The 13398-nt window shown below is 52.7% G+C and carries 9 protein-coding genes; 6 read left to right on the top strand and 3 right to left on the bottom strand.

The window, feature by feature from the left end; all coding sequences use genetic code 11:
- Positions 1-9 precede the first annotated feature (9 nt).
- Positions 10-1191 (bottom strand): phosphate ABC transporter substrate-binding protein PstS, encoded by a 1182-nt coding sequence (gene pstS, locus NATSA_RS02350; RefSeq protein ID WP_210510090.1) that lies wholly within the window; start codon positions 1189-1191, stop codon positions 10-12.
- A 542-nt stretch (positions 1192-1733) separates the two neighbouring features.
- Here pstS and NATSA_RS02345 point away from each other — a divergent pair.
- On the top strand, positions 1734-3437 hold the full coding sequence (locus tag NATSA_RS02345) for a Na/Pi cotransporter family protein (protein WP_210510088.1): 1704 nt from the start codon (positions 1734-1736) through the stop codon (positions 3435-3437).
- Positions 3438-3485: 48 nt separating this feature from the next.
- Here NATSA_RS02345 and NATSA_RS02340 read toward each other — a convergent pair whose 3' ends face one another.
- Both NATSA_RS02340 and NATSA_RS02335 read right to left on the bottom strand, forming a co-directional pair.
- The gene (locus NATSA_RS02340; protein WP_210510086.1) at positions 3486-4616 is read right to left on the bottom strand and encodes a baeRF7 domain-containing protein; all 1131 of its coding nucleotides are present in this window, start codon (positions 4614-4616) and stop codon (positions 3486-3488) included.
- 340 nt (positions 4617-4956) lie between these two features.
- Positions 4957-6537: a calcineurin-like phosphoesterase C-terminal domain-containing protein gene (locus NATSA_RS02335; protein ID WP_210510084.1), complete on the bottom strand. Its 1581-nt coding sequence runs from the start codon at positions 6535-6537 to the stop codon at positions 4957-4959.
- Positions 6538-6710: 173 nt separating this feature from the next.
- Here NATSA_RS02335 and hutU point away from each other — a divergent pair, with 173 nt between their 5' ends.
- The 5 genes from hutU to NATSA_RS02310 form a co-directional block, all read left to right on the top strand.
- Positions 6711-8387 (top strand): urocanate hydratase, encoded by a 1677-nt coding sequence (gene hutU / locus NATSA_RS02330; RefSeq protein WP_210510082.1) that lies wholly within the window; start codon positions 6711-6713, stop codon positions 8385-8387.
- Between the two features lie 76 nt (positions 8388-8463).
- Complete coding sequence (gene hutH, locus NATSA_RS02325; protein WP_210510080.1) at positions 8464-9990, top strand: histidine ammonia-lyase; 1527 nt, start codon at positions 8464-8466, stop codon at positions 9988-9990.
- A 49-nt stretch (positions 9991-10039) separates the two neighbouring features.
- Positions 10040-11359: an imidazolonepropionase gene (gene hutI, locus NATSA_RS02320; RefSeq protein WP_210510078.1), complete on the top strand. Its 1320-nt coding sequence runs from the start codon at positions 10040-10042 to the stop codon at positions 11357-11359.
- 91 nt (positions 11360-11450) lie between these two features.
- The gene (locus NATSA_RS02315; protein WP_210510076.1) at positions 11451-12341 is read left to right on the top strand and encodes a formimidoylglutamase; all 891 of its coding nucleotides are present in this window, start codon (positions 11451-11453) and stop codon (positions 12339-12341) included.
- A 255-nt stretch (positions 12342-12596) separates the two neighbouring features.
- On the top strand, positions 12597-13398 hold an 802-nt coding region (locus NATSA_RS02310; RefSeq protein WP_210510074.1), incomplete at its 3' end, for a hypothetical protein.

The following is a 13398-nucleotide window of genomic DNA, read 5'->3' as shown; positions in this document are numbered from 1 at the left end:
TTGCTGCGGTTATTCAGTGATACCATCAGCAGTCAAGAATTCGTCATCAGCCATATGCTCATCCAGAAGGTCGCTGCCGATGGTTTCTCCCTGCCATCTGAGCTGCCGTATCATCTCATAGTTTCGTTCCAATGCTGATTCCGGAAGCCGGGCAAAGCCCAGTGACTCCGAGAGCTCCTGTCCGTCGGTGATAGACCAGATTAAAAACCGGATCAGCTCCTCTGCCTCTTTTTTGCCCCGGATGGCATTATTGGCGTCAAGGTTTTCATAGACCAGCATCCAGGCAAATCCGGCAATCGGATAGCCATACTCAGCCGGAGTATTGGTGAACAGGATGCGTGTATCTTCCGGCAGGTCAATGTTGGCTGCTTCTGTAGTGGCCTCAAAGCTGGGCTCGATCACATTTCCGGCAGCGTTGACGACGGAGCCGTAGGTCATGTCATTCAGCAAAGCATAAGCAAAACTGTTGTAACCTATGGCCCCGCGTGTATTCTGCACCGCACCGGCAACACCTTCATTGCCGTTACCGCCGATGCCAGTCGGCCAGCCTACACTCGTTGCATACCCAACCTGGGAGCGCCACCGGTCAGAAACCCGGCTGAGAAAGCTGGTCCATACGTTCGTTGTACCCGAACCATCGGAACGGTGAACCACTGTGATCGGGAGATCAGGCAGATCAATATCCGGGTTCAGCTCTTTTATTTTGGGGTCATTCCAGCGCGTGATGTCACCCATATAAATTTCGACCAGCAGCTCTCCGCTGAACACAAGGCCTTTATCGATACCGGGCAGATTATACGTCGGGACGACATCTGCCAGCGTTATCGGCAGGTTAAATGCCTTTCCACCGGTTGCCTGTTCAATATTCGACATAACGTCATCAGACAGGTATGCTTCGCTCATGCCAAACATTACGGTTTGTTCCATGAACTGACGGATGCCACCTCCCGAACCGATCGACTGATAGTTCACCGTAACCCTGCCTTCAGTAAGGTCGCGGTAGTCATCTGCCATTGCTGTTATCAGCGGGGCCGGAAAAGTAGCACCGGCACCAATAATACCCATTCTTCCTGACCGGTCACTTCTGCCTTCTTCCTGAAGCTGGCCGGGAGTTCCGTTATTGCCATTGCCGCATGAAAACACCAAAAGGGCAAGGAAGGTCAATAATGCCACTGGTTGTAGTTGATTCATATTTGTTATGATGACTTGCTGTTTTTTTTTGATTGCATTGCTGTTTTGTACAGATTGCAGGAATACTGTGCCATGAGCACAGAGTTTCGATAGGTGATTCCTGACACCAAATGAATGTTAATCAGAAGATGTTACCGCTGTGTTACCGGTGTGTTATCGAATTGTTATGAAATAATCCGCAGAAGTCAGACCCGGACCATCGGTACCAGAAGGAAACATTGCAGTAATAAAAAAATGATGTTTCCTTAATACAGACCATGCAGTTTAGGACTGTGTCCGCCGGCTTGAAACTGACCCCGAATTGAAATTCTGTCAGTTTTAAGATTCAGTTTTGCGGATTGCCCTCCGGGATGCTTATCTTTCATGCCGTTTATCAGTGAGTCTTTATGTGATATTCATGTAATTTGCAGTTCTTTCTGAAGTAATTGTATAAATAGCATTCTTTAACAGACTCAGACTATTGGCAGGACCGGCTTAATCCGGGCGATTAACAAACCGGGCGTCATTCGTATCAGGATGGTGGCCGGCAATGAATTGCAGGTATGACATATACATTTTTTGATTTTCTGCAGCTGATAGGCTCACTGGGGATTTTTATCTACGGGATGAAGATTTTCAGCGAAGGGCTGCAGAAGGTTGCCGGCGGCAGGCTGAGGGGAATCCTCAAGGGGATGACTACAAACCGGGTGACCGGTATCGCAACAGGTTTTGCCGCAACAACGGTCACGCAGTCTTCGACGACGACTACTGTCATGGTGGTCAGTTTTGTGAATGCCGGACTGCTGACGTTTCTTGAGTCGACCGGTGTGATCATGGGGGCAAATATCGGTACCACGGTTACGGCATGGATGGTATCGGTATTCGGGTTCCGGTTTCAGATTACCCCGGTTGCCGTAAGTCTGATCGGCATCTTTTTCCCTTTTCTTTTTGTGCGCAATACCAAGCTGCGCCACGTTGCCGAAGCGATGATCGGCTTTGGTATTCTTTTTATCGGCCTTGAGTTTATTAAGGATTCGGTGCCTGATATTGAAGAAAATCCTCAGATTTTCGCTTTTCTGGACAGATTTACCGACTACGGATTCGGGTCCACGCTGATATTCGTCATGGTCGGTACACTCCTCACTCTTATTACACAATCGTCAAGCGCTGCAACGGCAATTACACTGGTCATGCTGGCACAGGGCTGGATTAACTTCCCTATTGCCGCAGCCATGATTCTCGGGGAGAACATCGGAACAACGATAACAGCCAACATCGCGGCATTGATTGGTAATGTGCATGCCAAAAGGGCAGCCCGCTTCCACCTGTTTTTTAACCTGATCGGCGTTATCTGGATGCTGCTGATGCTGCCGTTTTTCCTCAAGTTTGTGGATTACATGGTGATCAATTTCAGTCCGGCACAGCTTTCGGTGCTGGATGACTCGCCGGAGGCCAGAATTAACGCCACCATCGGTCTGTCCCTGTTTCACACGACCTTTAATGTGCTGAATGTTCTCCTGCTTTTCGGATTTGTCCCGTTGCTGATACGGCTGGTAATATGGCTGCAGCCATCCCGCGGAAAGGAGGATGAGCAGAAGACACTGAAGTATATAAGCGGCGGACTGATGCCTACCGCCGAGCTGTCGATAGATGAGGCCTACAAAGAGGTGGAGGTCCTCGCCCGGGTTACCGAAAAAATCAGCTTCAGTACATACGGCCTCTTTTTCAAGGGCAAGGAAAAACATCAGGGTTTTCTGGACAAAATCAAACGGCGGGAAGAGATAACAGACCGGATCGAGCTGGAGGTCTCGCAGTATCTTACCAATGTCACCGAGTTCAACCTGTCACGAACATCATCACGCAGGGTCCGCAGTATGATGCGCATGGTCAATGATCTTGAGCGGATTGCGGATCTTTACTATCAGATATCGCGTACCTATGACCGGATGGTGTCTGAAGGCATCGGGTTTCCGGAAAGTGCTCTTGAGGAGATCAGGGATATGATGCAGCTGGTGCAGGATGCCTTGCAGCTGATGCGAGAAAATTTGGCTGGCGAATACGGACTGGTGGACATGGAAAAAGCCAAGCTCATGGAAGAAAAAATCGATGCTCTGCGTGACGAACTGCGCCAGGCTCACTTCCGGCGGCTTGAACGAAAGGACTATGATGTGCGTGCCGGTATTTACTACCTCGATTTTATCAACAGGCTTGAAAAGGTAGGAGACCACGTCCTGAACGTAAACGAGGCATCCGCCGGATTGAAATAGCAGTCCGGAGAATGCCCCGTTGAATGCAGTTGGTTAGCTGACAGCAGCTTAGTACCGGAACAATGCCGCCACTTCGGAATTGTCCGGCATTTCCTCACCGGAAAGGATATATACTTTGCTGCCGGTCTCTATCCCTTTCATGGTCAGCCAGTTCATCAGGTCAAGGTCGCTGTTGGCCGGAGCGTTATTGAAAAACACCTTATGCTGTTCTTCGTCATATTTACCCCAGCGGACCAGGTCTTTTGTGATGAAAATGGCTGCCGATTTACCCATCACCGTGGAAGTGATCACCTCGGTAAGATCCCGGGAAATATAATCGCTGGATCCCTCACGGTAGGTTTCCATGTATTCGTACATTTCGCTGAGGAAGTAGTCCCTGACCACATTCCAGCTCATGTCCCTGAGCTGTATGTCGCTGATGCCGTTTGGGTTCCGGTCGACGGCATCCTCCAGGATCCGCGAGTACTTGTTGATTTTTTTGTAAATGGGAAGATTGGGTTCCGTGCCGGCCAGTACCAGCGGATCGTTGATCTGCTTCATCTTTTTTGTCACCGGCCGTTCCACGTCGCGCAGAAAACCCTGAACAAGTTCCTTATGGTCTTCTTCTGTAGCACCATGTCCGAAATAAATGGCGCCGTCACCTTCACTACTTCCGGTGTGAAACTGTACCTGCTGTTCCGGTTTTTGCCCGACCCAGGTTTTAAGGCTCTCGGGAACGTCCTCCGGTGTAATGTCCTTCACGTTGGTTCGGGTGCACCGGAGCAGCCGGGGGTTTTCCTGACCAACAGCGAGCACACAAAAGCTTCCGTTGGTGCTTATCATCGGCATAAGCGGTGTAATCCGGAAATGGTCATGAACATAAGTCATTTCCCTGATATCATATGGCACTTTGAATATCTCGAAATAATCTTCTGCCAAATAAACAACCATTCCCTGCTCCATGCCGGACCAGAACAGCGGTTGTCCAAGAAGTTCTTTGGCAGGTTGCAAAAACGTATTGGCATCATCTTCTTTCATGCCTTCGGCTGTCAGCTTTTGCAACGTCTCATTTAAGAGGTTTTTGAATCTGATAGGGTTTTGCTGTCGTTTGTCTCCGACTTTTTCAGTTGGCAAGGTTATGGTAATCTTGCGCTTTCCGTTCTTTTGAATAAGATCTCTGATCGTTTTTTCGGTAACCATTCAGAACCTCTTTGCTTTGTTAATTATAATGGATTCAGTTAATAGTCAGATTCAGGGTGTTTTACATGATGCGTGACTTAAGGGTTTTTAGTGGAGCAGCACATCTTCCATACTGCGTGCGCCGGTACTATCAGAACAAATTTTGATGTAACTGCATTCGAATAAAAGCTGTTTCCGGACCGGGATAGAAATTTTAACTCTGCCGGTTCTGGCGGAGCAAGTAATACATCCCCTGTTCAGAACTGACGTTTGCAACAGAGATGATATTGCAATGTGTTGTGTGCAGCGGTGAAGTCTGGGAATGAAATATGCCACACTCTTCACCAAAAAACTTGTGTGATTAATCAATTCGGGCGGAGTAGGTTTTCCCGTGCCGGCTGACGGCCTCTACAACAACATCCCGGCCGTTTTCAGGAACAGGAGCGTAAAACATATGGTCGGTGGGAACAGCATTGACCCAGGTTCGCCGCTCCGGTTTGTCCGGACCGTCAAAGAGTTCAACGGCCAGCGGGTCGTAGCCTCTGCGCCGGGCCATCCGGCCACGCCGGGTTCCGTTCTCGTACCAGTACACCTTCCACTCCGGATCCCAGTCCCAGACATTCGCCAGAATCTCTCCGGGCGCTTCGGGATCTGCTCCGCGCTTGTAAACCTTGATCTGGTGGTCGCTGTCGTAGCCGGTCGACTTGTAGTGCCACCTCAGTTCGCTGCCCCTGACCTCGTAGACACCATATCCGTTCGGTGTGCCGTCAAAACAGATCGGCCCGGTCCACCAGGCACCGCAAACCGTGCCGTGAATGTGCTCATGGACGCCCCCTTCAAAGACATGTTCGCTTTCATGGGTATGAGCCGACAGGATATGGGCATTGTACGGCTCAAGAATGCGATACAGTTCGTGGCGGTTGGATACGGAAAGTCGCGGTGACGGACTGTCGTCATCAAACCGGCTGTACTGCTTGCTCTCGGCCGGTATATGCATGGCAACAATGACCGTTTTACCCGGTTCAATTCGTGCAAGATCAGCCTCGAGCCAGTCCAGCTGGTCCTTGTCCAGATAGCCGACATAGCCCGCACCATACCAGAAAATATTGTTCAATACCACGTAATGAACCTCGCCGATGCTGAAAGAATAATAAGCCGGCCCGAAATATTCCTTGAAGACTTCATATGATGCTTCGGTTGAACGCACATCAAAGAGGATGTCATGGTTTCCGAGAACCTGGAAAAAGGGGATACCCGTTTTTTTTACCGCTTTTTCGTACTCCGGAAACAGTTCAAGATTGTCGAACATGATGTCCCCGCAACCCATTCCGAAAAGAGGGACATCATCGCCGCTGTTGCGGATCAGTTTTTGGATGTCCGGTACGGTTTCCGAGTGAAAACGCTCAACCTCATATTCATTTTCGGTCTGCGGATCAGCAAGCAGCAAAAAACGATGATTATCCCTGTCAGCGGGATCGGATTCAAGCTCAAACGATGCGGTCATCTCACCATTGGAACCGGGCTCAATTTTGTGATAAAATCGTGCCGTTCCTGTAGGGTTGGTCGGAATGCGGTATCCGGCCGGGATGGAGATGTACACAAACGGCCGGCGCCCGTCGGAGACCAGCTCGTAGGCCCCGCCGGAATCGGTTTCGGTTATGCGGAGACCGTCAGTAACAGCAACGCCCTGAATGCCGCCATCCTGTGAAGTCACCTTGCCGCGGATTCGCACCATTCTTCCGGCTGAACCGGGTGTGTTTCCGTTGCCGGCGATTGCCGCAGAAGCACTGCCCGGTGCGGCGTCAGCACTGTGGCCGGATGCAGATGTGAGTCCGGCCGGTAATATCAAACCCGCGCCCGATAAAAGGCCCGCTTTTTTCAAAAACGATCTTCTCGAACTGAGGTACTGCTGCAGTTTTTTGCTTTCTGAGTTTTCTGACATGGTCATTGTAGTTGTGTGTTCTGGTTCCGGCTATGTACTTGTAACAGAAAATGTAGTTCTAAGAAGGAAAGAACTCAAGTATGTTATTGCGCATCTTTCAGCTTGCCATTGAGTAAGCTATATTACCAGCGGTGCAGCCGGTTACCGGCTGCTGCATTTAAAGGGAGAAAAAAATGGGTGACAGTTCGATTCGCGCACCGGTCGGCTCCGGTTTGTCATGCAAAGGCTGGCATCAGGAAGCAGCACTGCGCATGCTGATGAATAATCTCGACCCGGAAGTCGCTGAGAGGCCGGATGAGCTCATCGTTTACGGAGGAACCGGCAAAGCAGCCCGGAACCACGAATGCTACCGGCAAATTGTGCGTACGCTGAAGCGGCTCGAAAATGACGAGACGCTGCTTGTCCAGAGCGGCAAACCCGTCGGGGTGTTCCGGACGCACGACGAAGCACCCAGGGTATTGATCTCCAACTCCCAGCTGGTTCCCCGCTGGGCTACATGGAAAGAATTCCGGCGGCTGGAAGAGCTCGGACTCACCATGTACGGACAAATGACTGCAGGTTCGTGGATTTACATCGGAACCCAGGGCATTCTGCAGGGTACGTATGAAACATTTGCCGCTTGTGCGGAAAAACATTTTCAGGGCAGCCTGGCCGGCCGGTTTGTTCTGACTGCCGGACTTGGGGGGATGGGGGGAGCCCAGCCTCTTGCGGCGACCATGAACGGCGGTGTCTGCCTGGCTGTCGAAGTTGATGAATCCAGAGTGCGGAAACGGGTGGAAACCGGATACTGTGACCGCATTTCCTACGACCTCGATGAAGCCCTGGACCTGGTTGCCGGTGCCGTGGCCGAAAAAAAACCGCTTTCGGTCGGACTGGTCGCAAATATCGCCGATGTGATGCCCGGAATTGTAAATCGATCATCCGGTGACACATCCGTTCTTCCGGATGTCGTCACCGATCAGACCTCGGCACACGATCTCAGAGAAGGCTACATCCCTTCCGGGTACACCCTCAAAGAGGCCAGTGAACTTCGACGCAAGGATCCGGAAAAATATGATCATCAGGTTCTGGATTCCATGGTACGGCATGTTGAGGCCATGCTGGAACTCAAAAAAAGAGGATCAGCAGTTTTCGACTATGGAAACAATCTGCGCGGCCAGGTAGCCGATTACCGGGATATGCACAAGGCATTTCAGATACCCGGATTCGTTCCGGAATTCATACGGCCCCTGTTCTGCAAAGGTGCCGGCCCGTTCCGCTGGGCGGCTTTGTCAGGTGATCCAAACGACATCCGGCGCACTGATCAGGCCGTGCTGGAAATATTTCCGGATAAAGATCACCTGGCTCGTTGGATCCGAAAGGCCGGTGAAAAGGTGCACTTTCAGGGATTGCCTGCGCGTATCTGCTGGCTGGAGTATGGCGAACGTGCCGAACTGGGCGCTCATTTCAACGAACTCGTCCGGAAGGGAGAGCTGAAGGCGCCGGTTGTGATCGGACGGGATCACCTTGATACCGGCTCGGTCGCATCCCCCAACAGGGAAACAGAGGGTATGCGGGATGGGTCCGATGCCATCGCCGACTGGCCGCTTCTGAATGCCATGCTCAACACGGCCTGCGGCGCCAGCTGGGTATCGCTGCATCACGGAGGCGGAGTGGGTATCGGTTATTCCATACACGCCGGAATGGTTTGTGTGGCAGACGGTACCGGATCCGGCGGAAGGAGACTTCAGCGCGTTTTGACGGCGGATCCCGGGACCGGAGTCATGCGGCACGCAGATGCCGGCTATGAGGAGGCCGTACGAACGGCAAGGGAGCGCGGTGTGGACTTGCCGTCCATTCAGAATGAGTAACTTGTAAAGAAGCAGCCGGCAGCAACATCGTTTCAGGATGGCCGGGTGACCGGATGACATAATTTAGCTTGTGAATATGGTGGAATCGAAAATCAGAGTGGAGCATTTGTACGAGGATCTGGACCGGGAGATCCGGAATTCTGAAAGCAGCAGGAGTGCTCTTCAGAAATCACGGGAAGTCGTTGACCGCGCACTTGCAGACGGCAGGCCCTATTATGGGATCAATACCGGATTCGGGGCGCTGGCCGGAAAAAAAATTGGTGCCGGTGACCTTTCAAAGCTGCAAACCAACCTGCTGCTCAGTCACGCCGTCGGGGTGGGACCGCCGCTTCCGTTTGAAATTTCCCGCCTGATGCTCAAGCTTAAGCTCTATACCCTTGGACTGGGATACTCCGGGGTATCTTTGCAGACCTTTGACCGGCTGCATTATTTTGCCGAAAACGATCTCATACCGGTGATACCGTCCCGCGGGAGCCTCGGGGCATCGGGAGACCTTGCGCCGCTGGCACATATGTCCCTTCCGCTGATCGGATACGGCGAGTTTTGGGATGGAGGCCCGGGCGCTTCCGCAGACCGTCGCAAGCCGGTTGATGCAGTGAAAGCACTGAAAGACCACGGGCTGGAGCCGATCTCGCTTCAGCCCAAGGACGGACTCGCCCTGATCAACGGCACGCAGCTGATGTCCGCCTGCGGAGCGTGGGTGATGGAAAAATGCAGCCACCTTCTTGCCATGGCTGATCTTGTCGCCGCTATGAGCCTGGAGGCACTGCAGGGAAGCATTGTGCCGTTTGACGAGCGGATTCACAGTCTGCGGCCCCATCCCGGACAATCCGATGTTGCCGCCAATGTCCGGTCATTGCTGAAGGAAAGCGAAATACTTGACAGCCATCGCCATTGCGGCAAAGTGCAGGATCCCTACTGTCTGCGATGCGTCCCGCAAGTGCATGGAGCAAGCCGTGATGCCATCCGTCATACCCGGAATGTGATAGAAACGGAACTGAATTCGGTCAATGACAATCCGCTGGTGCTCGAAAACGGGGATATTGTGAGCGGCGGGAATTTTCACGGGCAGCCGCTGGCCCTGGCTATGGATTATGCCGCCATTGCGCTTTCGGAAATGGGCAGCATCTCCGAACGCCGCATCTATTTGCTTCTGGAAGGACACGACGGGCTGCCCAAGCTGCTGATGCAGGAGACCGGTATCAACTCCGGATTCATGATTCCGCAGTACACGGCGGCATCGCTGGTATCGGAAAACAAAATTCTCTCCCATCCGGCATCGGTAGATTCGATACCCACAAGCCTGGGACAGGAGGACCATGTCAGCATGGGCAGCATATCCGGATTGAAATTGCTTCAGGTATTTGAGCATGTGGAAACGATACTGGCCATCGAACTCATGACCGCCGCACAGGCGCTTGATTTCCGGAAGCCGCTGAAGCCGGGCAGGGGCGTGCTGGCAGCCCACGACTATCTTCGGTCACAGATTCCCCACCTCGAGGAGGACCGCTACATGCGGGAAGAAATCGACCGGGGAAAGGTGCTTTTGAAAGAGAAGAAGCTCCGGGAGCACGCCGAATCGGCATCCGGCAAACTGAAATAAACAGGGAAAGGAAACAGGCAAAACAGGCAAGGTAAAAAAACCATCGTATATGAGTGCCAGAAATCAGTATCTGCAGTCCAGACACACCAATGAAATCATCTGGCCGGAAGACCGGGCTGACCCCGAGGCGGTCCGGCTGTTAAAAAACATAGGTACGCTTTTTATCTGCCCGGACGACGGCGGGCAGGAGTACGTAAAACCGCGGCGGAATGCCGCCCTGCTGTGGAAGGGAGATGTCATTTTATGGGCAGGGTCGGAGGGGGAGCTGCCCGGAAATCGTGATCTGCCGGAACCCGATGAGTCATTTGATGCTGAAGGACGGGTTGTCATTCCCGGACTGATCGATTGTCATACCCACCTGGCCTTCGGAGGCTGGCGCCCTGATGAATTTGAACTGCGGTCACTTGGGAAAAGCTACGAAGAGATTGCCGCAGCCGGCGGGGGAATACTCAGCACGGTATCGGCCACACGTGATACAAGCGAGCAGGATTTGATCAGGAAGAGCGCAGGGCTCCTTGAAGAGATGGTAAGGCTGGGGGTCACCACCATCGAATGCAAAAGCGGATACGGCCTCACTCTGGAGGACGAACTTAAGCAGCTGCGGGTGTATCGCAGTCTGAAAAACAGTTTTCCCATCCGGATGATGAGTACATTTTTAGGCGCCCATGCCATCCCGCCGGAATATCGCGATAAGCGGGGGAAGTATGTCCGCCTTGTAACAGAGGAAATGATTCCGGCGGTAACCGAAGCTGGCCTGGCTGAATTTTGTGATGTTTTTGTAGATGCGCCGGCTTTTACCATCGAAGAGGGGGAGGTAATTCTGGAGGCAGGAAAAAAAGCAGGACTGATTCCAAAGGTTCACGCCGATCAGCTTACGGCCAACGGGGGAGCAGAGCTTGCCGCAAAAGTCGGCGCCGTTTCCGCCGACCATCTCGAATGCGTTTCAGACCGGGGAATCACAAGCATACGGGAAGCAGGCACGGTCGCGGTAAGTCTGCCGCTGGCTACATGGTACCTGAGAAAAGAGCCGCTTCCGGCACGCAAACTGATGGAGGCCGGGGTTCCTGTGGCGGTATCGACCGATTTCAATCCCGGTTCTGCTCCTTCATTCCACCTGCCGATGGCCATGCACCTCGCTTGTACATTGCAATACATGTCTCCGGCCGAGGTACTCAAAGGGGCGACGATTTATGCGGCCCGGGCTCTGGGGGTGAATAATGTTACCGGTTCTGTCGAGCCGGGGAAAAAAGCGGATTTTGTGGAACTGGATACGGAGTCCGTAAATCATTGGCTGTATCATTTTCGTCCGGATGCAGCAGCGCGGGTATGGTCAGAGGGTGCGTGCCTCGTTACCCGGCAGCGTAACTGATGCCGTCGGTTAATACTCTTTTTCAAGGTATTGGATGTTAACGGGTTAACTTTTTTACCAATGGGCAATTTTTAAGGAAAGAGATGAGAATATGACGGTTCAAGACAAAGATACACGGATAGGTGAAATACTGGGTACAGGCAGCGGGGATCCTTCATTTGTGCTGGCCGGGTGTCCGGTCGATGAAGGTGTGGCAAGAAACAACGGCCGGCCGGGGGCAGCATCCGCTCCGCGGCTCATCAGGGATCAGTTATTCAGGATGACACCTCCGGCGCTGAACTGTGACCGCTTTTCGGCGATAGTAAAAAACGGACGCGATCTTGGCGACATCCCATCGGACAATATGGAGGCCATGCAGGAAAACCTGGGCAGGACGATTCAGCCGTGGCTTGAAAAGCAGAGACCGGTGATCATCATGGGAGGCGGACACGAAACCAGTTATGGCCATTTTCTGGGGTATCAGCATGCAGGAATTGCACATGTTATTATGAACCTGGATGCGCATACGGATGTGCGTCCGCTGAAGAAGGGAGCCGGGCATTCAGGCAGCCCGTTTCGCCAGATACTCGGATATCCCGACACGAAATGCCGTCGTTATCATGTTGCCGGTCTGCAACCCCATGCCGTTTCAAAAAGCCATCTGGACTATATCAAAGAGAATGACGGGAAAACGTTCTTCAAGGATGAAACCGAAATTTCGGTAATCAGGGAGCTGCTGGAAGAAGCGGCTTATCCGCTATTTGTAACGCTGGATATGGATGCCGTTGATCAATCCGTCGCTCCCGGGGTTAGTGCTCCGTGTGCGGATGGCATTTCTAAATCACTATTGTTGCAAGCAGCGTGGCATGCGGGGAGGAATCCGAATGTAACATCAATAGATATTGCGGAAGTCAATCCGGCATTTGACGTTGACAGCCAGACCGTTCGTCTTGCGGCTTTAACCATCTGGAAATGTATTGAAGGATTGGCGAGTCGGTTTTAATGCAGTGGTGGCCGATACACACAGTCAGAAGTTTGAAAATGCACATTCATAATATTTGAAGATGCGCAGCAGGAGTTTTTGACTGGCTCATTCAGGAGTGCCGGAATCAATCAGGAGGGGATAGGAAAACTGCGTAATTCCGCATTAATAAAATTTTACTTTTATTTATTCTTGTAAACGGTATCTTACCTGCAAGTGCCTGTTTTATGAGGTCGGTGAGTCTGAGTATGCATTTAAATCCTGGTGTCCACACAAGTGAGAATCAAGAAATTTTCTTTGCAACTGGAGGGTATGTTTTATATCAGTGAGGGACTACGTCGCCTGGTACCGGGATGCTTATTATTGATTGTGATGACACTGGCTATTACGACCAGTGTCCATGGCCAGGGAACGGGAACGGTAGGAGACACCGACATCCAGGTGTTCAACATAACCGGAAGTGTATCGACTGAAGCGCACGCCTACACCACCAGCCGCGATGCCAACCGCCGGGCCCCTCTGGGCAACGTGACCACGGCGACCACGAATTTTTCGGTGCTGGGCTTTGATTCGGGGCTGAGTTTTCGCTACAACACCGACGACTCGCGCCTGCGCCAGTCGATGAACCAGATCGGATTCAGCGGCAGCTGGCGGTGGGTGCGCCTGTCGGCCGGGGACGTATCCCCGTCATGGTCGCGCTACAGCCTGAGCGGGACGCGTCTGCGCGGGGGGCGCCTGGAGCTGACCCCGGGACTTCTGACCCTGGAGGTGACCGGCGGGCGGGCGGCCCGAGCGGTCGGCCCGCGTGAGGATGAGGCGGTTCGCCGGCTGAGCTACGAGCGCATGCTCTACGGAGGCCGTTTGGGCTACGGTAACCAGAACCGCAGCTATGTTATGCTCTCGGGCTTCTATGCCCGCGACGATGAGGGCTCGATCGACGTTCCGGATTCGTTTTTCGATGAACAGCAGGATCCTGAGGCCGGCTTCGGCGGGGGCACCGGCCGCACGCGCCGCAACTTCTCCCCGCCGGCGGAAAACCTGCTGGTCTCCCCGGAGTTTCAGGTGAGCCTGTTCGGCC

Origin of the sequence: Natronogracilivirga saccharolytica (genome assembly GCF_017921895.1) — a bacterium.
Classification (GTDB): Bacteria; Bacteroidota; Rhodothermia; order Balneolales; family Natronogracilivirgulaceae; genus Natronogracilivirga; species Natronogracilivirga saccharolytica.
This window is presented reverse-complemented; position numbering and strand designations above follow the sequence as displayed.

Excerpts from the sequence above, each read along its gene's own strand:
- pstS (WP_210510090.1), bottom strand. The coding sequence starts at position 1,191 with ATGAATCAACTACAACCAGTGGCATTATTGACCTTCCTTGCCCTTTTG.
- NATSA_RS02335 (WP_210510084.1), bottom strand. The coding sequence starts at position 6,537 with ATGTCAGAAAACTCAGAAAGCAAAAAACTGCAGCAGTACCTCAGTTCG.
- hutH (WP_210510080.1), top strand. The coding sequence starts at position 8,464 with ATGGTGGAATCGAAAATCAGAGTGGAGCATTTGTACGAGGATCTGGAC.
- hutU (WP_210510082.1), top strand. The coding sequence starts at position 6,711 with ATGGGTGACAGTTCGATTCGCGCACCGGTCGGCTCCGGTTTGTCATGC.
- NATSA_RS02345 (WP_210510088.1), top strand. The coding sequence starts at position 1,734 with ATGACATATACATTTTTTGATTTTCTGCAGCTGATAGGCTCACTGGGG.
- NATSA_RS02315 (WP_210510076.1), top strand. The coding sequence starts at position 11,451 with ATGACGGTTCAAGACAAAGATACACGGATAGGTGAAATACTGGGTACA.
- hutI (WP_210510078.1), top strand. The coding sequence starts at position 10,040 with ATGAGTGCCAGAAATCAGTATCTGCAGTCCAGACACACCAATGAAATC.
- NATSA_RS02340 (WP_210510086.1), bottom strand. The coding sequence starts at position 4,616 with ATGGTTACCGAAAAAACGATCAGAGATCTTATTCAAAAGAACGGAAAG.